Origin of the sequence: Pseudomonas brassicacearum (assembly GCF_003732175.1) — a bacterium.
Taxonomy (GTDB): Bacteria; Pseudomonadota; Gammaproteobacteria; order Pseudomonadales; family Pseudomonadaceae; genus Aquipseudomonas; species Aquipseudomonas brassicacearum_G.
In genome coordinates this window covers 105874-125656 of the sequence record NZ_MOBI01000004.1, presented here as the reverse complement: position 1 = coordinate 125656, position 19783 = coordinate 105874, and the positions used below count along the sequence as shown (strand labels likewise).

Genomic DNA, 19783 nt, shown 5'->3' with positions numbered 1-19783 from the left:
GACCCAGGCAGGAGACCGGAGGGGCTTGGTCTGCCTAGGTGCAACCTCAGTCTCTCTCAAGTATAAATCGCCTCGACGAGTGCATCGGCAAAGCCCCCCCATGCCCCCACCACGCCAGTATTGGTGACTGCTACCAGGCTGAGGCCGCTACGCGGATCAACCCAATAATGGCTGCCATAAAGCCCACACCAGGACCATGTTCCTGCGCCCTGCGGTTGTCCGGCCGCCTGCGGATCACGCAACAGCAATGTGCCCAAACCAAAACCCCAGCCCGGTCCGCGTCGCTCGATGCCGCGTCCACCCAAAGCATCACTGAATAGGTCGGCGGTCGTGGCAGCACTCAAGAGCGGTGCACCACCCAGCCGCAGGCATTCCAGCAAGCGCAGGTAGTCATCGGCGCTGCTCAGCAAGCCAGCGCCCCCCGACGGATAAGCACCGGGGTCCAGCGCCCGCTCGGAGTTGAGCCATGCCCGGCCCGTGTCAAGCGCTAGCGTCGTTTGGCCACTGATGGCCCGCGGCCCGCCCTCGGCATCCTGATAGACCCTGGCCAGCACTGTCCCGTCCATAGGCGCAAAACCGCTGGCCGACATCCCCAGCGGCGCCAGTACCCAGTGCTGGCAAGCCTGAGCCAGTGACAGCCCGGTGACCTGTTCGATCAGCGCACCCACCACGTCAGTCGCCAACGAGTATTGCCAGCGACTGCCGGGCTCGAACAGTAGCGGTAATCTGGCCAACCGCTGCAGGTTCTCGGCCAGGCTTATCCCTGAGTGAGCGAGGCCATCGCAGACGCCGGCCCTCTCATAGGCGTTACCCGGCGGCTGCTCAAACCCGTAGGACAACCCCGCCGTGTGCGACAGTAACTGGCGCAAATTGATCGACGCCTGGCGCCCGTTGCTCAAGCCCGGACGGAAATCCGCCAGCCACTCGCTGATGGGTCCGTCGAGATTCAGCAGGCCCTGCTCACACAGGCTCAGGGCCGTTACCGAGGTGACCAGTTTGGTCAGCGAGGCGAGACGAAAGCGGGTGTCGCGGGTCACCGCAATTCGCTGTTCGCGGTCGGCCCAACCTCGTGCCGAGGCGTAGCGAAGCTCGCCATCCTGAGCCAGTAGCAGCACGCCACCGACGATACGTCCGCTGTCGACGAAGCCAACCCAGTTCTGCGCCAGCGCTTCCAGGGTGGCAGTATCGATGCGTATGCGTCGCTCGGCCGTGGACACCTAGCAGCCCTCCACGGCCTGGCGGAAGATTCGCGCATAGCCTTCGGCATCATGGCGGATCGGATTGGTGTGCGAGCAGCCGTCCAGGAAGGACATCCGCCCGACCAGCTCGGCGTCGGTGTCATCAATACCGATGGCCCTGAGCGTGTGCGGGATGCCGATCTGCTCGCGCAACCCCAGCACCCAGTCCATGACCCCGCTGAAGCCGGGCTTGGGCAGACGCAGCTGGTGCGCCAGTTCGGTCATGCAATCGCTCAACACCGAGGCGTTGGCCTGCAGCACATAGGGCAGCACAATCGCATTCAACAGCCCGTGGTGTTGGTCATACAGCGCGCCGAGGCTTTGCGCGATGGCATGCACGCCGCCCAGCCCGCGTTGAAACGCCGCCGCCCCCAGGCTTGAGGCCACCAACATCTGCTGGCGAGCAGGCAGATCCTGACCGTCGGCCATCACCGCTGGCAGGGCGTCGCGGATCATGCTCATGCCTTTGGCTGCCAGCGCTTCGGCCATCGGGTGGTAGACCGGTGAGCACCAGGCCTCCATGCAATGGGTCAGGGCGTCGGCGCCGGTGGCAGCGGTCAGGTGGGCGGGCATCCCGGCCGTCAGTTCCGCGTCGAGGATGGCGATGCGCGGCATCATGCGCAGGTGCAGGATGGTGCGCTTGACCCGCGCCTGTTCATCGGTAATCACCGAGGCGCGGCCCACCTCCGAGCCGGTTCCGGCGGTGGTGGGCAGGGCGATCACCGGGGCGATGCCGGCGAGGTTGACGAAACCCTGGTTACCGGCGCTGTCCTCGAAATCCCACAGGGGGCGGGTCTGGCCAGTCATCAAGGCGATCGCTTTGGCGGCATCCAGGGCCGAGCCGCCGCCGAAGGCGATCACCCCGTCGTGCCCACCACGGTGATAGGCCTCCAGGCCTTGGGCGACGTTATTACCGGTGGGGTTGCCCTTGACCTCGCTGAACAGGCCGCAATGGCCCAGTACCGTCTGACAATGGTCAACCGCGCGGGCGATCATCTCTGTGCCGCCCAGAAAACGGTCAGTGACCAACAGGGGCCGGCGCATGCCGATCTCCTCGCAGGCCTGTGGCAATTCGCTGGCGCGCCCGGCGCCGACGCGGATGGAAGTGGGGTAGTGCCAATCGTTACTGTGCATGGAAAGGGGTCCTGATTGAATGACGGAAAGGAGGTGTCAACACGCCGGTCAGCTAAAGGTTCCAGCGGGTAGCAAGCCCGACAGCAGGCGCAGGCCGAACGCGACCATGAACAGGCCGGTGGCGATATCGATGGCTTTTTTGCGCCGTTGGTAGCGGACCTGGATCGCGGGAATGGAAAACAGCGTGGCCAGCAGCACGAACCAGGAAATGGCCAGCACGCCGATGATCGAAACGCCGGCGCCGCGCACCCACATCGGCAAGCCGGGCGAGGTGACGGTTGAGAACACACTGGTATAGAACGCCAGGGCTTTGGGGTTGGTGAGATTGGTCAATAGACCAAAGCGATATGCCCGCCCCAGGCTGCTGATGCCCAGGGCGCCAAGGTTGCGGGGCTGGGGCTGGGTGCCGGCATTGCGCAGGCTTTTGTAGCCAAGCCAGCTCAAGTAAGCGCCGCCCAGCAGTTGCAGCGAGGGCTGCAACCACGGCAGGTATTGGAAGATGATGCCCAGCCCGGTTGCGGCCAGCAACGCCCAGAGGATACTGCCGGACGCTACCCCCAGCCCGGCAGACACGCCTTGCTGACGAGACTGTCTGAACGACAGTTGGGTGATGACCAGAAAGTTCGGGCCAGGGCTTACGATCAGCACGATAAAAGCGCCGGCGAGGGCGCACAGCAGAGTGATCTCGGACATGGAGATAAACCTCGTTTCTTAGATTGAAAAGCTGGATTGAAAAGTCAGATCGATCAGTAAGTCCGTCAGGCCCGTGCCTGACGGAGGTCATTCATGCGCAGGCAACGGCCAGGTGTTGGCCGATGCCCAGTGCCTCAAGGCAATCGGCTGTTAACAACCTGGCCTCCCGGATGGCAGCGCACTGTGGGTCGGGTGTCGCGACGTAGTGGTTGTAAAAGGTGCAGCCTTCCACCGCCGGCCCCAGCACCCACAGACGTTGCTGCGGCCGGCCATCAGCCGCAGAAGCGCGACCGCTGTTGTCGATGACGATGCCGTCGGCAGGGCCGGGGTGCGCGGCGCGGATCAGCCCCTGCGCCTGCAAGTCGTGCATCAGTGCGCTGTCAGTGGCGCGCAGGCCACTGTGGGGCACCCTGGCGACGATGACCCGCTCGCAGTCCACCATTGCTATTTCGCGGGCGTCGGGGGCCAGTACTCTGACCACGCCAGCCTCGATCAACGCCAGCAGATCTTCGTAGCGCTCCTTCTGCGGCCCTCCGACCAGACGGTTGGACAGCCCCGCCCAGGTGCGGAAAAACCTCAGGGTCGAGGCCTCGTTCAAACCGTTGCGATCCACCGCCTGGCGCAATTGCTCGCGGCAGTCGCGCCAGACCTCCAGCGCGGCTTTCAGCGGGCTGCCCGAGGTGCCCAGATGGCTGTCCGCCAGGTCTCGGCTGATCCACTGACGGAACCATTCGCCGTAATGTTGCGGGTCACCGCTCCAGCGTTCGGTGGGCATCCAGTCGCGCGGTTCGAACGGCCCCAGAGTATAGGCAAGCCTTGCAAAACACTCGGCCCTTGAGGTCGGCTGTGTGGCGGCTTGCAGCGTCGACTCCAGCGCCGCGCTGTCGACCCCGTCGAGCCGCGCCTGGGTCCGATAAAAGGCGCAACGCATTTCGTCCTCGATCAGCGGCAGCAGATCAGCGTCGAAGTCCAGGCGCCGATCCGCATGCTGCTGGCGCAATTGCTCAATGGCAGCAGTGGTGAAGAACAGCGCTGGCGGCCTGTCTTGGGTCGGCGCCTGCCATTGCGGCCGGGCATGGAAGGGCAAGCCTGAGCGCGAGTACAGGTCAATCTGCGGCTCCTGGCCCGAGCGCTGGTAACGCCATTGACCCTGGGCGCGGACAAAGCGCCCGCCACGGCCTTCGGTCAACTGCGCAAGCAGGTCCATGGCGCTCAACCCCAGCCCTTCGATGGCGACCCGGTGTTGGTTGCCGATCTCTGGTTGCGCCAGCGTACCGTGGCCGGTGGTCAGAATCAGGCCGTCGACCTGCATGCAGCGACCCTGGTCGGTCTCCAGCAAAAAGGCTGTTGTGCCGTGCTCTGCCTTGGCGCCGATGACCTGCTCGGTGTGTACAACGATGGTCACCCCGGCAGGGCAACGCGCCAGCAATAGCTGCCAGCAATCCTCCAGGTATTGCCCCAGCAAGCGGCGTGGGAGGAAGTCGCCGAACCCTATGGCGCGACCCTGTTCGTCGGAGCATACATGCCCGCGGGCGTCGAGGCGCAGCGCCTGTGCCTGGCACCATTGGAGAAAGTCCGGGCCTTGCACCAGCGCCTGGATCTGCCCGGCTATGGTGTTGAGCATCAGGTAGTCGGGCTGGTCACTGCTGTGCAAGCCGCTGCCAGGCAGGCGCGGTTCGAACACCTCGATTCGCAGGTCAAGGCCGTCAAGTTCACACAGTCTGATGAGCAGTTGCTCAAGGACACTAAGCCCACGGAAACCCATGCCGACGATGGCGAGGCGTGTGTGTCTGGTGTGTAAGTGGTCCATGTTCACCACCTCGCCGATTCGAAGAAGAAGTTCGGCACAGGCAATGCGCTGCCTTCATTCAGGGCCTGGCGGTAGAGTCGCTGACCGACGGCAAGGTCCAGTATGCCGAGGCCGAAGGGTGAGAAAATCGTCGCCCGGTCAGGGCAGGTTTCCACTTCGCCGCACATCAGCTGCGCCAGGGTGCCGGTGATGAACGAGCGATCCTGGAAGTGCTGCACCGCCAGGTCCAGTGACGTCTGGGCCTTGAGGCAATGCTCGACGTCGTCGACGATGTTATTGGCTCTGGCAATCAACTGAGGGCCAATGTCGCGCAGGGAAATGTTAAGGATGATCTGGCCGGGCTGGAACTCATGGTCCAGCACGTAGGGTTGCGCGGCGGTGGTGGCGAAGACCACCAGGTCTGCCTGCAGGGCGTGGCTGAGATCCTCGGCCGCAGCAGTCGTCAGCCCATGGGCCTGGGTGGCATGGTCGATCAGCGCCTGGGCCGACGGCGCATGGGTGTCGAACACGCTCAACTGGCCGATGTCCCAGCCATCGTGGACAAACAGGTCGAGGATATTGCGGGCGATGAAGCCCGCGCCAATCACGCTCATGCGCGTTACCTGGCGCCGCTGCCGGTTCAGCCAGCGGGCACCGAGCACCGCCGAGGCCGCCGTGCGCATGGCGCTGATCCGCGACGCCTCAAGGCAGGCATAGGCGTAGCCGGTGTGCGGATCGTTGAGCAGCAGCACCGCGCTGGCGCGTTGCAGGCCTGACTCGGTATTGCCCGGAAAGCTTGAAATCCACTTGATGCCACTGACCGCCGGGTCACCGGAGAGGCTGGCCGGCAGGGCGATGATGCGGTTGGCCGGGGCCTGAGGAAAGCGTAGAAAGTAGCTGTCCGGGTTTACCGATTGGCCACGGTGGTGGGCCTGATAGGCGTTGCGCACATCGTTGATACAGGCCAGCGGATCTTGCTGCAGCAAGTGGGCCACGGTTTTACCGTCAACCACATGAAAGGGCATCTGTTGCACTGATTTTTCCTCCAGGTAGAGCGTGCTACCTGCTGTGCTGTCCATGGTCGACAGCTGCGGTTGCAAGGCCTCGGCACCAAAGTGCTGATGCACCCACTGGTCGTCGTAGATGCTGTCCAGATAGCGGTCGCCCCAGTCCGGCGACAACGCCACCACCACCGCCCCCGGCTCGATGCGATCGCGCCAGGCGTAAATCGCGGCAATCACCGAGCCCGTCGAACCACCGGCCAGAAGGCCTTTGTTGCGCGCCAGCCACCGGCACATGGCCACGGCCCGCGACTCCGCCACCAGCTCCAGCGCATGAATGCCTTCGGGCTTGAAAATCGGCGGCCGCTGGCTGGTGCCCAGGCCCGGAATGTAGCGACGCGCGGCAGGGGTGCCGAAGGTCACCGAGCCGAGGCTGTCGACCGCGATGATCCGGGTGTTCGGCCGATGGCGGCGGAAGTACTCGACGCACCCCATCAAGGTCCCGGTGGTGCCTGCGCCAATAAACAGGTAGTCGACCTGCCCGAAGTGCTGCCCTATCGAGTGCGCCGTGGTCCGGGCATGGGCCTGCGGGTTGGCGGGGTTTTCATACTGGTTGAGCCACACGTAGCGCGAATCGCATTTGAGCGTGTCTTTGATCAGCGCGATCCGGCTGCCCAGAAAGCCGCCATTGGCATCAAGGGTGTCGACCAGGATAACCTCGGCGCCATAGCTGCGCATCATGCTCACATTGTGTGCAGCGGTATTGGGGTCGATCACGCAGGTAAAGTGGAGGCCGCGCTCGGCGCAGACCATCGCCAGAGCCACGCCGAGGTTGCCGGACGAAGATTCGATCAGCCGGGTTGTCGGCTGAATCAAGCCCTTGGCCTGCAAGTCATCGATCAGCCCGACAGCGGTCTTGAGCTTGATGGAGCCAGCGGGGTTCAGTGATTCCAGTTTCAGGTGGAAGTCAGGGCCCAGCCCGTGGACTTCGAGAAAGGCCTGGTCGTGAATGATTTCAGAGACATTCTGGTACATGCAAATCACTCTCTTCCTTGAGGTGGGAGTTTTGGGCTTGAGCTTCAACAGCCCGCTCCAGGGCCTTGGCGATGCGTCCGGCACGCAGGGCCATCAGCGAAAACGACTGGCTGTCACTGATGCCGTGGCTGCGCTCGGAAAGACCGTTGACCCAGAGGCCGACGTCGGCGTCGTCGTGCAGCGCCATGCGATAGTCGCGGTCAATCATCAACCCGCCGTCCACATCGGTGCGCAGCCAGGGTTGCAGGCACGCCAGCAACGGTGGCAAGAGTGGCTGCTGGTAACCGGTGGCGAGGATGATGGCGTCGACTTCCAGCACCTCTTCCAGGCCGCTGAAGGTATCGGTGAGGGTGACCTGATAACCGGCGTCGGTCTGCACCACAGCGCCCACTTCGCGGTAAGCGTAGGTGCGCAGGCGCTGGCGACCGGCCAGGTTGTCTTCGTAGATCAACGAAAACAGTTTCTGGCTCTCGTCCGGGTCGATGCCGGCATAGTTGGTGGCACGGCTCCAATCGAGGAATTTGCGTCGCGCGCCATGATCGAGGCGATGGAAGTAGTCGACATGTTCGGGTGAGAACACCCGGTTCGGAAACTGCCCCAGCTGGGTCAATTTAAACCCGGCCGATCGGTGCGACGAATGGATTTCAATGTCTTGCCGGCGCTCCACCAGCTCCAGCACCGATTCGCTGGCGCTCTGGCCGGAACCGATGACCAGCCAGCGCTTGGGCAGTTGCTCACCGAAGGCGTGCAGGCGGCTGAGGAACTGCGAGGTATGGAACACCCGTGGTCCAAGCAGCGGCACAAAAGCCGTCGGTATCCGTGGCAGGCTGCCACTGGACAGCACCAGATTGCGGGTCTCCAGGCGGCCTTGAGGGGTTTGTACGGCCAGCGCGCTGAGCCGGCCGTTGCGCACCACCGGCAAAATCTCGCTGACCGGTGTGTTGTAGAGGGTCTGCTGGTCGACCTGACGGGCCACCCAGTTCAAGTAGTCGGACCACTCGTGACGGCTGGCCGGACGGCCCAGCAGGCCGAAGTCGAACATACGCCCCTGCTGGTGCAGGTACATGGCGAACGAGAATGGGCTGCGCGGGTTGCGCGGCGTGACCAGGTCGCGAAACACATGGTGGTTGATGTCCGTGCCCTTGAGCAGCAGTTCCTTGTGCCATTGGCTATCGGCGGCGGCTTCCAGGTAGCGCACCTGAAGGTGGGAAAGGGTATCGCCGGCTTCCCGGGCCTCTTCGAACACACAGGATAAAGCGATGCCCGCAGGGCCGAAGCCAATGCACAGGGCATCGGGACGGGCAGGGGATGACGTCGAGCTGAACATAAGCAGTTCTCGTTGATTGAAAGGGTTTGCAGCAGGTGATTGCTAGCCGGCTAATCGCCGGGCGGTCCCAGGCCTGTTGGGCCCAGTTGCCAGATGCGGTGGTGCGCACCCAGGCATTCGCCGTCCTTGAAACGGACCTCGCCCCAGGGGCTTTGAAAGGTGAACGGCGTCAGCCGCTTGATCCAGCCACCGGGGTGTTCCGGCACGGCAATCAGCGCATCCAGCACGTACAGCAACTTCAGGCTTTCAAGCCCGTAGGTCTGCGGCCCGGTGCCGAACCAGGCTTTGTGCTCCAGCAGCACCGCACAGCCAGTGGTCAGTTCGGTGGCTGCGTCAAAGCCGATGACGTAGGTGTTGCGGTCATCCTCGTCAGCGCAACCCAAGTGCACAGAGGCGGCATCGTCGGTCAGCATGATCGGTCGTTGAATCCCCGAATCGCGGCGCTTGCGCCAGTACTCGCGGCTGCTGCGCAAACGTCCGGAGAAGACTTCAACCTGCGCCTGTTCGGGATCTTCGACCGGCTGCAGGCCAGCTTGTCGGGCGGTCTGGGTGATGACGCTGCGCAAGGCCTGGCCGTGAGCACTGGGGTCAGCATCGAGGTACAGCCGGTGCCAGCCGCGAGCGTCAAGCCAACGCACCAGGTCCACGGCCAATTGGCGATCCGAAGGGCAACCGCGCAAGACGTTGGGATGCTCGACAGTCAGGCTGTCGAGGGTCGCTGCCGGTGTCAGCAGCAGGATCCCGGCGGCTTGGTACAACGGCGCCGCGGCCATGGCGGCGTCCGAGGAAAAATGCCCGATGACGATGTTCGCCTGCCAGGCAATCAATTCCCGCGCTACCTCTGCGGCGCGCACGGGATGGGCGCCGTCGTCGAGGAAGCGCCACTGCACCCTGGCCAGTCCTGGCAGGGTATTGCGCGCTAACGCCAAGGCACGCATGAAGGTCCGCGCATGGGGCGTGTCGGCGGGGTCGAACAAGGCACTGACCGCGACTTTCATGGTTGTACCCCCTGACGCGCCAGCGCCGGTTGGTGCAGCCCGCGACGCGGCGACAGCACCGACCATTCCGGGCCGACTGCGGCCGAGCCACGGAGTCGGCGCTGGATCTGCTCACACGCGATCTGCGCCAGCCCTGGGGCGAGTTTGAAACCCACTCCACTCATGCCAGTTGCCACGAACAGCGGGCTGTCGTCGGCGAGAAAGCCGAGAAGGGGCCTGCCATCGGCACTGTAACCATCGAAGCCGGGCAAGACATCCAGCACCTGACCGTCTGGCCCGCCGCACAAACGAGCCCGAGCTTGCAGGGCATCGGCGGCCTGGCGGGCGTCGGGGCGCGCCAGGTCTTCGGGAAACGCCACGCGCTGACGCAGGTTGCTGCCCGTTTGCGACACCGTGCTGTTCAGCGGTATCGCGTAGGCGTGGGCCACCTCGTCGATCACCGGCATCGTCGCCAGCTGCGGCGTGACAATTCGCGCCAGCGGGATTGAGCGGGTCTGCAGGTCCAGTTGCGGCACTAACTGCCCGCTCCAGGCGCCGGTGGCCAACACCACGACGCGACAGCGCAGGGTCGCCTGACCCATGTCGATACTGACATCGCCGTCGGGCAGGTATTCCAGCGCTTGCACCGACATGTGCTCCAGCAACAAGCCGTGCTGGCGCACCACATTGGCCAGTGCGCTGGTCGCCAGACGCACATTGCCGACACAGGCATTGGCTTCATACAGGTTGATGCGCTCAGCGTCCGCGCAGCGCGGGTAGCTTTGGCCATCCAGGACCGCATTGGCGATCAGTACCAGTGGATACTGCGGGCTGTCGTACTGCTCGATCGCCTGGGTGAGGTCATCGAGCCGCTCGGCCGCCGTCCGGTAGATCACCCCGGTGCGGCGCAAGGCTGCCGCGTAGGTGTCGGCGAAAACGCCCTGGTGCATCAACCCGATGGACAGTGCCGCCAGTTCCCTGAGCACCGGGTCCGGGTCATAGAGCCGGACCAGGCCGCCCGACCAGGCACTGGACCCCGCGCCGCCACACACACCGCGCTCGATAAGCGCAGTGTTGATGCCTGCACGGGATAACCGGGCGGCCACGCTTGCGCCAATGATGCCGGCGCCAATCACCGCGACTTCACATTCCATGAACATACTGCGTCCTCGTTCAGATGGAGTAGTCGGCGGCCGATCCGGTGAGCACCGTGGCGGTCACGCTGGCCTGCGGCAGCCCGAATGCCGTGATCAGACGTTTACTCATGTCCGGGATCAAGGGTTCGCCGATCACCGCCATGAACGCCGCGAAGTGCGTGACCGGCCGGCCCTCATCGAGGCGTTGGCGGGTGATGTCGATCAGTTCCAGCAGCACTCTGGCCATCTTTTTCATCGAGAACTGTTGCGGATCCCCGGCTTCCATCCACTGCAAGCGCAAGCGCTTCATCAGGCTGGCATCGGCACCGGCCATGCCGCTCCACCAGTCACCCTCCGAGGGTTCGCCCGCCGCGAGCAATGCCGGAAAGAAGGTTGCAAACACGTTCTCGCGCCAGTCCAGGAACGGCTCCAGACGAAAGTCACCCTCGACCTCTTCCGGGGCAATACTGGCCAGGTACAGACGGGCACTGTCGGCGCAGGCTTGGCGCGCCAGGTCGGCCACCCAGATCGCATGATTGCGGCTGGTGGAGAGGTTCAGGCCGTCGAGCTTCAAGAACTGGTTGGGAATGAATTGCTGCTGAATATTGACGCCGTCCAGCGTCGACAGCAGTGCCGGATACACGATGGTATGGCTGTACACACAGTCGAAGCCGAGAAAGTGCACCAGCGTGCCATCACCCGATTGCCAGAACTGCTCGAACAGCTGCGCTTGCCCGCTGCGATCGGCGTATTCGCGAAACGCCGCCATATAGCCGGCCAGGCCCATGAACCACGTGTGCACGCGGCAGCTGCCGTCGGCGGCCAGGTCGAGGCCGGCATCGCCCGGACGGGTAACGCCCCAGTCCTGCAGGTGCGACAAACTGTCGTGCAGCCAGGTATTCAGCGGCGCGCGCCAGCCCCGACCCAGCAGCGTTTCGCGCAACAGCGGCTTGAACGACGCGAGCTTCAGAAAACCAATGTGGGCGCTGCGCCACTGCATCGGCTGGCTGCACAGCTTGCAGCGCAGGTCGTGCATCTTTTGCGCATCGGGCGCCTGGGCACAGTTCTCACATTGGCTGGCGTCGGATTCGACCCCGCAAAAATTGCACTGCCCACGAGCAAAGGCCTCATAGCCCCATACATCACAGGGCGGGCAATAGGGCGTTTGCTCGTCGCGAAAAGCGATGGCACCCGCCGCGCTGGCCTGATCGAACACCTCGCGGACAGCGTCGGCAAAGTATCGGTTGTCGAGCGGGCGCATCCAGTTGTCTGGCTGAATGTTGATCGCCGCCAGTGACTGCACGATACGGTCGGTATTGCGCGCGGCCAGCTCGGCCACCTCCACGCCCAGCTCAAGGCCGCGACGGACCATGTACGACTGGTAGTCATCGGAGTACGACACGAACACGCATTCATGACCGCGCTGACGCTGGGTGCGGGTGAACACGTCCGCGCCCAGGAAAGGTCCGGCGATATGGCCGATATGCAGATCACCATTAGGCGTGGGCGGGGTGATGGTAACGACGAACTTAGGCATCGAGACACCCCGTTTTTTCGTCATGCTCAGCGACGAATTGGTTGACATGATTCATGTCCCACCACACGACATAGAAGTGGAAGTCGTCGTCGCTGTCGTTGATTACGTAATGGTTGGTGTGCTTGGGAATGGCCGCAATATCGCCCATCGAGAAGGGGTATTCAGTCTCTCCAACCACCAGCCGTGCACTGCCTTTGATCGCGATGAAAAGTTCTTGATCGATCTGAGTGTGTGCTTCGCTGCTGGTGCCAGGGCGCACTACACACCAGCCGCCACCAAACGGCATCGGATAGCCGGACCATGGCAGCAGACGGCTGCCGTCAAGGCCATATTCGTGAACCAACGCATCAAACTGGGTGTTTCGATGTATCTGGAACTTCTGCATAAGTGAACGCTCGTCCATGTGAAGGCGGCGCCAAGGATGCGGTGAACGTGAGGGGGCGGACTATCCAAAACCTGGATAGTTGAAGGCCGGGTGAACGAGTTATTCGATGGATGATTCGCGGCACATGGATCGTGTCCCAGGAAGTGGTGTAGACCACTACAAATACCCTGAGCTTGGAGAGCCTCCATACGATGAGTTTGGTTGCTCTTCGTTTGGCATTTCGATGCGATTACACCACTTGTGATTGATCAGGAGCCTACCGGACGGTTGGCGGGAGGCTCACGCAGTCCTGCTCCCAGGTCCAACACTTAACCTTTCAGTGTGGTAATCAGTGGCGTTTTTTCCTGTGCTGAGTGCAGGGAAGAGAGCTGTAGGAAATGGCGATACCTCATGAGATAGCGCTCGACATACTCGCCTCTCACGCTGATCTTGGCAGAAGCCACAGATCCTTGGGCCATATGGTAAGTACGTGAGGAGAGATCCTTTATCGTCTCAGCCGCCCGCCAGCTTGTGCTCATGTTTAGAAACGACGCAACATCCGCCGAAAAAGGGTCGAGACTACATCCTGAAAATATGTGAAAAAATATGTGAAGAAAGCTCTAGCTAAAAATCACTGACGTGCTTGTTCTAGAGCGGCCAGCTTGGTTAAGAAAAATGTGTAGTCGACATCACGAGCGTTCGCGCTGATTGACCAACTGAGCGTCCACGAGCCGGTTGATTGGCTGTGCAAGGCGTTTGAAGTCACCCGCTCGTGTTTCTACACTCAGCGTCTCAGACGCCGGACTCCTGATGTTGAACGGCTTCGGCTGCGCAGTCGGGTCAATGAACTGTTCTCGCAAAGTCGCAGTGCTGCCGGCAACCCCACCATCGTCAGCGACGGCAAGCCGTTGGCCAGATGGACTTCTACAGTGACGGCGGGCGCTTCCACACCGACTTGGGCGCGGCTATGGACGATGGCCAGAGACATGATCATTCCTTGAGCTTGCGAGAACCGCTTCCTGCGGTTTTATGAAGGGTAGTTGCGGCGTAGCGGTTTAGCGCGGCGGCTGAGGAGCGAAACCTTCGCAGGATGTTGCGGGTGTCGGTTTAAGGATTTCGGGTGTGAAAAGAACCACTATTTAGACTAATGCCTGTCAGTTAAGCCGTAACGCGATCCGTAGCAGCTGCCGAAGGCTGCGTTCGGCTGCGAAGCGGTCGTAAAACCTCGCTATGCGGTCTTTCAGATTAACCGTGCAAGCAGGATCTACGAGTGCTGCGCCCGAGCGCGGACCGACCCGAACGCAGCCTTCGGCAGCTGCTACGGGTCATACGTCGCGCCCTGAAGATCATTAAAGCGACTGAAGCACCCGTGAAGCCCGCTTCCACCACGGTGCATTGACTGTACGTCGTGGCCGCTCCCCATCAGGCAACATGTGTGGAACATCTTGCAACCGGATCCACGGCTGGTTGTTCCAGTGCAGCAAGCTCAGCGACATTTCCGGCCAGTTCAGCAGGCTCAGTATTGGGCGTTCGGCTGTGGTGGGTTGCTGGGCGTCTCTAAGGGCAGGGACCACGTCGTGGGTCAGCCATTCGCGCAGGCCCCGGTATTCGGGGCAGTAGTGATAAACCAGCAGCGCATAGACGCCGGATTCGCTGATCAGCAGCGTATGTTCGATGCAGCCGTGGATGTGCATTGTCACGGTTTGGTGTTGATCAGGGTCGAGTTTGCGTAGCGCTCGTTCGTCGAGGAACAACCGAAGTAACCGACCGAGGTCGCGGGCACTGAACCAAGGCTGGTTTTCCAGCAGCAGGGCGTGGAGGTGGAGTTTGTGGCGGGTGAAGACGTGAGGGATCAGGTAGGCGTCATTGCTATTCATCGATGCAGCTCCTTTTGCTTAAGGGGCTGCCAGTAATCGTCGCCAAACGATTGGGTGGCAGCTGTACGCGGGTTGGCGAACCGGAGCAAAAGGAACCCGGCAGACCCGAAGATCTCCCACGCACAACCGCCATGACTCGAGTCGACGGGCAAAAATAGCCCGCCATCGGATGGTCGTCGTGCACCTTAAGCTTTCCAGGTCGCCAAACCCAGTGCTGAACACTCAGCTGAAGTGAGCTTAGGAACCGGGGCTTGGCGGCGCAATCGGAAAGCAGTGGTGTTTTTGTAGGACTCAGGCTGAAGTTAGAGATCGTTCCCTCGCTCCCGCGTGGGAATGCATCCCGTGACGCTCTGCGTCACATCCAGGGCGGAACGCGGAGCGTCCCCGGCGGCATTCCCACGCAGAGCGTGGGAACGAGCATCACTCGGCGGGTGGATTCAGCTTTGCTTCCAGCTCGGCGACTTTTGCCTCAAGGCTTTCAAGGCGTGCCCGGGTGCGTGCCAGGACGACCATCTGACTGTCGAATTCTTCCCGGCTCACTAGATCAAGCTTGCTGAAGCCGCTTTGCAGCAGGGCTTTGAACTGGCTTTCGATTTCGCTTTTTGGCAGCGGGGTTTCGCCGCTGAACAAGCGGGAGGCGGTGCCGCTCAGGGCATCGAGGAAGTCTTTGGGTGCGAGCATGAGAAATGTCCTGGAAACAATGGCGGCAGTGTATCACGCAGTGTCTATAGTCATTGACGCGGGCACGAATGCACGCTTTTCGCGCATGTTGTCGGGCGTTCGCGCACTGTTTTTGTGCGTATCGCCGGCGGTGATGGGGCGTTGGCGCCTGTGACAGCGGCCAAGGGATTGAAATCAGTGGGTTTTCACGAGATGGCAAGCTTTCTGCTTAGTCCCAAGTGACCTATGCACTGATGCAGTCGCTGTGACGAATGCAGTGTGGCAGGCGGAGCGGGGAGTTTCGTCAGGAACGGTTAACTGGCGTCGGTCGGGCGAGTAGGGCCGACGATGCGTTACAAAGCCAGGCACTGCGCTTAGACTTGAGTCGGGTTTGTTTTCCTGGGGCAAGTCCACCAATTCGGGAGAGAGTTTTCATGAAGCTAGTCACTGCCATCATCAAGCCGTTCAAACTGGACGACGTACGCGAGTCGTTGTCCGAGATCGGCGTGCAGGGCATTACCGTCACTGAGGTCAAAGGCTTCGGTCGGCAGAAGGGTCACACCGAGCTGTATCGCGGGGCGGAATACGTGGTCGATTTCCTGCCCAAGGTGAAGATTGATGTCGCCATTGACGACAAGGATCTGGACCGGGTTATCGAGGCGATAACCAAGGCGGCCAACACCGGCAAGATTGGTGACGGCAAGATCTTCGTGGTCAATCTGGAACAGGCTATTCGCATCCGTACCGGCGAAACCGATACCGACGCAATCTAAGCCGCCAAACCCAACGCCCCAGGAGAAAACAAAATGACTCTGCGTAAATTCGCAGGGCTAGGAGCCCTGTTGTCCATCGTAATGCCCGGCCTGGCCATGGCGGCAGATCCGGTGGCTCCTCCAGTCCTCAATTCCGGCGATACCGCCTGGATGTTGACCTCTACTGCCCTCGTGCTGTTCATGACCATTCCAGGCCTCGCGCTGTTCTACGGCGGCATGGTTCGTTCCAAAAACGTTCTTTCATTGATGATGCAGTGCTTCGCCATTACCGGCCTGGTCACCATCCTGTGGTTCCTCTATGGCTACAGCATGGCGTTTGACACAACGGGTATGGAAGCCAACGTCGTCAACCTCAATTCCTTTGTCGGCAGCTTCGCCAAGGCTTTCCTTGCCGGCATCACGCCCGCCAGCATTACCGGCCCTACGGCGCTGTTCCCCGAGGCGGTGTTTGTCACCTATCAAATGACCTTCGCCATCATTACCCCGGCGCTGATCGTCGGTGCCTTCGCCGAGCGGATGAAGTTCTCCGCGATGCTGGTGTTCATGGGCATCTGGTTCACCGTGGTTTATGCGCCGATCGCGCACATGGTCTGGAGCGGTCCGGGTTCGCTGTTGGGTGACTGGGGCGTGCTCGATTTTGCGGGCGGCACCGTGGTTCACATCAACGCCGGTGTCGCAGGTCTGGTGGCGTGCCTGGTACTGGGCAAGCGCAAAGGCTTCCCGACCACTCCGATGGCTCCGCACAACCTCGGTTACACCCTGATGGGCGCCGCGATGTTGTGGGTTGGCTGGTTCGGTTTCAACGCAGGTTCCGCCGCAGCGGCCAACGGCACTGCCGGTATGGCCATGCTGGTAACTCAGATTGCTACCGCCGCAGCGGCCTTGGGCTGGATGTTCGCCGAGTGGCTGACCCACGGTAAACCTAGCGCACTGGGTATCGCTTCGGGCGTGGTTGCCGGTCTGGTTGCGATCACTCCGGCTGCGGGTACCGTTGGCCCGATGGGCTCGATGATCATCGGTCTGGCAGCGGGCGTGGTGTGCTTCTTCTGCGCCACGACCCTGAAACGCAAAATGGGTTACGACGATTCCCTCGACGCCTTCGGCGTGCATGGCATCGGCGGTATTCTCGGCGCGATCCTCACAGGTGTATTCGCGGCTCCGTCACTGGGTGGCTTCGGCACCGTGATCGACATCGCGGCACAAGTCTGGATTCAGTGCAAAGGCGTGGGTTTCACGGTGATCTACACCGCGATCACGACGTTCATCATCCTCAAGGTGCTCGACGCCGTCATGGGGCTGCGCATTACCGAGGAAGAAGAGTCGGTGGGTATCGATCTGGCACTTCACAACGAGCGCGGCTACAACATGTAAGCAAGCGCATAAAAATTTGCCCGGCTTGCCGGGCATTTTTTTTGTCTGGATTTTGTCTCTGAAAGCATGGCTGAAAGGTTTTTTCGCACACGTTTAGTGGTGTTTGTGGCGAGTGTTTTTCTGCGGCCAATGGCTTACATGATTGAAGGAATATTAGGGTCTTTGTTTTTTCCCAGAGCGCGCTAGAATGCGCCCCGAACGTGCGGAGAACTGTATGTGGCAACAGACTCTGATAACCCTGCGGGCACGGCCCCGGGGCTTTCACCTGGTAACGGACGAGTTACTCGCCGGCCTGCCTGAACTCCAGGCATGTCGGGTCGGTCTGTTGCATTTGTGGCTGCAGCACACCTCGGCGTCGTTGACCATCAACGAGAACGCCGATCCGGCGGTACGTCGCGACTTCGAACGGTTTTTCAATCGGCTGATCCCACAAGGAACAGCTGGCTATGAGCATAACGACGAAGGCCTGGACGACCTCCCGGCGCACTTCAAGGCCAGTTTGCTAGGCTGTCAGTTGAGTTTGCCGATCAGGGCGGGCCGATTGGCGTTAGGTAGCTGGCAAGGTGTTTATCTGGGTGAGCACCGCGATCATGGCGGTGCTCGCAAAGTCCTCGCCACCGTGCACGGTGAAGAGGCATAAACCGCTGGTTACCAGTGGATGTTGATTTTTTTCCGGCGGTCGTCGACAGACGACAAAGCTGGGCTATAACTAATCTGCTTTTCGCAAGTCATGAGGTAGAACATGAGCGACGATGATCTGGAAAACGACGACCTCGAAGTAGGCGACGAAGACGAGACCGAAGAAGGCCTGGAAGCAGCGGCGGAAGACGTTGCTGACGACGATGGCGGTGATGACACGCCGGTCCCGACCGTCAAAGGCAAGGCCAAGGCTGCGGTGTCTGTAGACGAGCTGCCGAGTGTCGAGGCCAAGAACAAAGAGCGTGATGCTCTGGCGCGCGCGATGGAAGAGTTCCTTGCCAAAGGTGGCAAGGTTCAGGAAGTCGAGGCCAACGTGGTGGCGGATCCACCAAAGAAGCCTGATAACAAGTACGGCAGCCGGCCTATCTAGGCGCCTGCTACGTGCTTGCTGAAAAAGCCCGCCGTCGCTGCGGGCTTTTTCATGGGCGAAACAAAAGCCTGGGAGTTGAGGTGGTCCCCTGTGGGAGCGAGCCTGCTCGCGATGAGGGTGTAGCATTCAGAATTGATGTCGGCTGAAACTCCGCCATCGCGAGCAGGCTCGCTCCCACAGGGTCGGTGTGTCATTCAAGATCAGTGTTGGGTGTTCCACCGCGCCAACAACGCCGGCAGCTCGGTCAAACTGCGAATCTCGGCATCTGGCGCCTTGTTGGCCTCCCACACCTTGCCCGCCGGGTTGAACCAGATCGCCCGCAACCCTGCCTGCTGAGCGCCGGCAATGTCATCACCTGGATGATCGCCGATATGCACTGCGGCCTGTGCCGTTACATCGCCGCGTTTCAAGGCTTCATGGAACAGCCGGGCATCGGGTTTGGCGATGCCGATATCCTCTGCGCACAAGATGAACTTGAAGTAATCCGCCAGCCCCAGGCGGCGCACATCCGCATTGCCGTTGGTGACCACGCCCAAGGCGTAGTGATTGGCCAGAATCTCCAGCGTCGGTTGCACCTCGGGGAAGATTTCCAGTTGATGCCGTGCATGCAAAAACACTTCAAAGCCCTGATCGGCCAGCTCGCAGGCCTGCTCATGGGCGTAACCGGCTTCTTCCAGTGCGTGAAACAGCACCCGGCGGCGCAGGGCGCTGATGCGGTGCTTGAGGCTTGGTTCGTGGCTCAATACCCGCTCACGAATCGCCCACAAATGATCGACCGGCAAGGCACCGAGGTTCGGCGTGTGCTCGGCCAACCACTGGCGCAGCACTGCTTCAGCGCTGTCGATCACCGGGGCGGTGTCCCACAGGGTGTCGTCGAGGTCGAAGGTGATCAGTTGGATTGTCATTGCTCATCGCCTTTGATGCGTTTGGCCCGTGGATGGGCGCTGTCGTAGACCGTGGCCAGGTGTTGGAAGTCCAGGTGGGTGTAGATCTGTGTGGTTTTGATGTCCGCGTGGCCGAGCAATTCCTGCACCGCACGCAAGTCTTGCGAGGACTCCAGCAAGTGGCTGGCGAAGGAGTGTCGCAACATGTGCGGGTGCAGGTTTTGCCCCAGTTCTCGCTCGCCGACGGCTTTGACCCGCGCCTGAACCGCCCGTGAGCCGAGGCGCCGGCCTTTCTGGCTGACGAATACCGCATCGTCCACCGGGTTCGCCATGGCGCGCAGCGGCAACCACAGTTCCAGGGCTTCGCGGGCCTTCTTGCCGACGGGCAGCACTCGGGTCTTGCTGCCCTTGCCGAGTACTTGCACCAGACCGTCTGCCAGGTCCAGCTGTTCAAGGTTGAGTCCGGTCAGCTCCGACAGGCGTAAACCGGACGAGTAAAACAGCTCGAGAATCGCCTGATCGCGGCGAGCCATGAAGTCGTCTTCCACGGCGCCATCGAGCAGTTGCAGCGCACGGTCGGTGTCGAGGGTTTTCGGCAGGCGGCGCTCGCCCTTGGGGGGCGCCAGGCCGTTGGCCGGATCGTGGTCGCAGAGGCCTTCGCGGTTCAGGTAGTGATAGAGCCCGCGTACCGCCGAGAGCAGCCGCGCCAGGCTGCGCGAGGATTGTCCTTGCGAGTGCAGGCGGGCGATCAGGCTGCGCAGGCGCTGGATGTCCAGTGCGGTCCAGCTGCCGATGTTCTGTTTTTTGCAGTGAGCCAGGACCTTGTTCAGGTCACGTCGATAGGCTTCTAGCGTGTGAGACGACACCTGACGCTCACTGCGCAGGTGCTCGCAGTAGGCGTCCAGTTGTCGTTCCATG

At 61.6% G+C, this 19783-nt stretch carries 17 protein-coding genes and 3 pseudogenes; 5 read left to right on the top strand and 15 right to left on the bottom strand.

Annotated elements, in window-relative coordinates:
• Positions 1 to 56: 56 nt before the first annotated feature.
• From BK658_RS03450 to BK658_RS03405, 10 genes and pseudogenes are all read right to left on the bottom strand, one after another.
• Complete coding sequence (locus BK658_RS03450) at positions 57 to 1217, bottom strand: serine hydrolase domain-containing protein (RefSeq protein WP_404943162.1); 1161 nt, start codon at positions 1215 to 1217, stop codon at positions 57 to 59.
• Positions 1218 to 2372, bottom strand: coding sequence for an iron-containing alcohol dehydrogenase (locus tag BK658_RS03445; protein WP_123581070.1), 1155 nt, complete (start codon positions 2370 to 2372; stop codon positions 1218 to 1220).
• Between the two features lie 48 nt (positions 2373 to 2420).
• Positions 2421 to 3065: a LysE family transporter gene (locus BK658_RS03440; RefSeq protein ID WP_123581069.1), complete on the bottom strand. Its 645-nt coding sequence runs from the start codon at positions 3063 to 3065 to the stop codon at positions 2421 to 2423.
• A gap of 91 nt (positions 3066 to 3156) precedes the next feature.
• Positions 3157 to 4915: pseudogene (locus BK658_RS03435) on the bottom strand (FAD/NAD(P)-binding protein).
• Positions 4878 to 6890: a 2,3-diaminopropionate biosynthesis protein SbnB gene (gene sbnB / locus BK658_RS03430; RefSeq protein ID WP_123581067.1), complete on the bottom strand. Its 2013-nt coding sequence runs from the start codon at positions 6888 to 6890 to the stop codon at positions 4878 to 4880. The pseudogene BK658_RS03435 and the gene sbnB overlap by 38 nt, the downstream one beginning before the upstream one ends.
• Entirely contained in the window at positions 6871 to 8217 is a 1347-nt protein-coding gene (locus BK658_RS03425) for a SidA/IucD/PvdA family monooxygenase (protein ID WP_123581066.1), read from the bottom strand. Before BK658_RS03425 ends, sbnB begins: the two co-directional genes overlap by 20 nt.
• 50 nt (positions 8218 to 8267) lie before the next feature.
• On the bottom strand, positions 8268 to 9215 hold the full coding sequence (locus BK658_RS03420; protein ID WP_123581065.1) for an ABC transporter substrate-binding protein: 948 nt from the start codon (positions 9213 to 9215) through the stop codon (positions 8268 to 8270).
• Positions 9212 to 10354 (bottom strand): NAD(P)/FAD-dependent oxidoreductase, encoded by a 1143-nt coding sequence (locus tag BK658_RS03415; protein WP_123581064.1) that lies wholly within the window; start codon positions 10352 to 10354, stop codon positions 9212 to 9214. The genes BK658_RS03420 and BK658_RS03415 overlap by 4 nt, the downstream gene beginning before the upstream one ends.
• 13 nt (positions 10355 to 10367) lie before the next feature.
• Positions 10368 to 11867 carry a methionine--tRNA ligase gene (locus tag BK658_RS03410; protein ID WP_123581063.1) on the bottom strand — a complete coding sequence of 500 codons (1500 nt, stop codon included), beginning with the start codon at positions 11865 to 11867 and terminating at the stop codon, positions 10368 to 10370.
• A complete protein-coding gene (locus BK658_RS03405) occupies positions 11860 to 12252 on the bottom strand; it encodes a cupin domain-containing protein (RefSeq protein ID WP_123581062.1) in 393 nt (130 codons plus the stop codon). The genes BK658_RS03410 and BK658_RS03405 overlap by 8 nt, the downstream gene beginning before the upstream one ends.
• A gap of 668 nt (positions 12253 to 12920) precedes the next feature.
• Between BK658_RS03405 and BK658_RS03400 the strand changes: the two are divergent.
• A pseudogene (locus BK658_RS03400) lies at positions 12921 to 13151 on the top strand (IS3 family transposase); the annotation flags it as partial.
• Here the strand turns inward: BK658_RS03400 and BK658_RS30650 are convergent.
• From BK658_RS30650 to BK658_RS03385, 3 genes and pseudogenes are all read right to left on the bottom strand, one after another.
• A pseudogene (locus BK658_RS30650) lies at positions 13106 to 13219 on the bottom strand (hypothetical protein); the annotation flags it as partial. The pseudogenes BK658_RS03400 and BK658_RS30650 overlap by 46 nt on opposite strands.
• Before the next feature lie 361 nt (positions 13220 to 13580).
• Complete coding sequence (locus BK658_RS03390; protein WP_123581061.1) at positions 13581 to 14108, bottom strand: BRO-N domain-containing protein; 528 nt, start codon at positions 14106 to 14108, stop codon at positions 13581 to 13583.
• 420 nt (positions 14109 to 14528) lie between these two features.
• Positions 14529 to 14789, bottom strand: coding sequence for an accessory factor UbiK family protein (locus BK658_RS03385; RefSeq protein WP_010465113.1), 261 nt, complete (start codon positions 14787 to 14789; stop codon positions 14529 to 14531).
• A gap of 413 nt (positions 14790 to 15202) precedes the next feature.
• On the opposite strand from BK658_RS03385, the gene glnK reads away from it, so the two are divergent.
• From glnK to sutA, 4 genes are all read left to right on the top strand, one after another.
• A complete protein-coding gene (gene glnK / locus BK658_RS03380; RefSeq protein WP_002555808.1) occupies positions 15203 to 15541 on the top strand; it encodes a P-II family nitrogen regulator in 339 nt (112 codons plus the stop codon).
• Between the two features lie 33 nt (positions 15542 to 15574).
• On the top strand, positions 15575 to 16912 hold the full coding sequence (locus BK658_RS03375) for an ammonium transporter (protein ID WP_123581060.1): 1338 nt from the start codon (positions 15575 to 15577) through the stop codon (positions 16910 to 16912).
• 214 nt (positions 16913 to 17126) lie between these two features.
• Complete coding sequence (locus BK658_RS03370) at positions 17127 to 17552, top strand: secondary thiamine-phosphate synthase enzyme YjbQ (RefSeq protein WP_019694243.1); 426 nt, start codon at positions 17127 to 17129, stop codon at positions 17550 to 17552.
• 102 nt (positions 17553 to 17654) lie between these two features.
• Complete coding sequence (sutA, locus tag BK658_RS03365) at positions 17655 to 17981, top strand: transcriptional regulator SutA (RefSeq protein WP_123581059.1); 327 nt, start codon at positions 17655 to 17657, stop codon at positions 17979 to 17981.
• Between the two features lie 200 nt (positions 17982 to 18181).
• On the opposite strand, the gene BK658_RS03360 is transcribed toward sutA, so the two are convergent.
• Both BK658_RS03360 and xerC read right to left on the bottom strand, forming a co-directional pair.
• Positions 18182 to 18886, bottom strand: coding sequence for an HAD family hydrolase (locus BK658_RS03360; RefSeq protein WP_123581058.1), 705 nt, complete (start codon positions 18884 to 18886; stop codon positions 18182 to 18184).
• Positions 18883 to 19782, bottom strand: coding sequence for a tyrosine recombinase XerC (gene xerC / locus BK658_RS03355; protein WP_123581057.1), 900 nt, complete (start codon positions 19780 to 19782; stop codon positions 18883 to 18885). Before xerC ends, BK658_RS03360 begins: the two co-directional genes overlap by 4 nt.
• Position 19783: the final 1 nt, after the last annotated feature.

Bases quoted from the DNA above. Each gene is read 5' to 3' on its own strand.
- sutA (WP_123581059.1), top strand. From the start codon at position 17,655: ATGAGCGACGATGATCTGGAAAACGACGACCTCGAAGTAGGCGACGAA.
- BK658_RS03360 (WP_123581058.1), bottom strand. From the start codon at position 18,886: ATGACAATCCAACTGATCACCTTCGACCTCGACGACACCCTGTGGGAC.
- BK658_RS03370 (WP_019694243.1), top strand. From the start codon at position 17,127: ATGTGGCAACAGACTCTGATAACCCTGCGGGCACGGCCCCGGGGCTTT.
- glnK (WP_002555808.1), top strand. From the start codon at position 15,203: ATGAAGCTAGTCACTGCCATCATCAAGCCGTTCAAACTGGACGACGTA.
- BK658_RS03390 (WP_123581061.1), bottom strand. From the start codon at position 14,108: ATGAATAGCAATGACGCCTACCTGATCCCTCACGTCTTCACCCGCCAC.
- BK658_RS03415 (WP_123581064.1), bottom strand. From the start codon at position 10,354: ATGTTCATGGAATGTGAAGTCGCGGTGATTGGCGCCGGCATCATTGGC.
- sbnB (WP_123581067.1), bottom strand. From the start codon at position 6,890: ATGTACCAGAATGTCTCTGAAATCATTCACGACCAGGCCTTTCTCGAA.
- BK658_RS03410 (WP_123581063.1), bottom strand. From the start codon at position 11,867: ATGCCTAAGTTCGTCGTTACCATCACCCCGCCCACGCCTAATGGTGAT.
- BK658_RS03420 (WP_123581065.1), bottom strand. From the start codon at position 9,215: ATGAAAGTCGCGGTCAGTGCCTTGTTCGACCCCGCCGACACGCCCCAT.
- BK658_RS03425 (WP_123581066.1), bottom strand. From the start codon at position 8,217: ATGTTCAGCTCGACGTCATCCCCTGCCCGTCCCGATGCCCTGTGCATT.
- BK658_RS03445 (WP_123581070.1), bottom strand. From the start codon at position 2,372: ATGCACAGTAACGATTGGCACTACCCCACTTCCATCCGCGTCGGCGCC.
- xerC (WP_123581057.1), bottom strand. From the start codon at position 19,782: ATGGAACGACAACTGGACGCCTACTGCGAGCACCTGCGCAGTGAGCGT.
- BK658_RS03405 (WP_123581062.1), bottom strand. From the start codon at position 12,252: ATGCAGAAGTTCCAGATACATCGAAACACCCAGTTTGATGCGTTGGTT.
- BK658_RS03375 (WP_123581060.1), top strand. From the start codon at position 15,575: ATGACTCTGCGTAAATTCGCAGGGCTAGGAGCCCTGTTGTCCATCGTA.
- BK658_RS03385 (WP_010465113.1), bottom strand. From the start codon at position 14,789: ATGCTCGCACCCAAAGACTTCCTCGATGCCCTGAGCGGCACCGCCTCC.
- BK658_RS03440 (WP_123581069.1), bottom strand. From the start codon at position 3,065: ATGTCCGAGATCACTCTGCTGTGCGCCCTCGCCGGCGCTTTTATCGTG.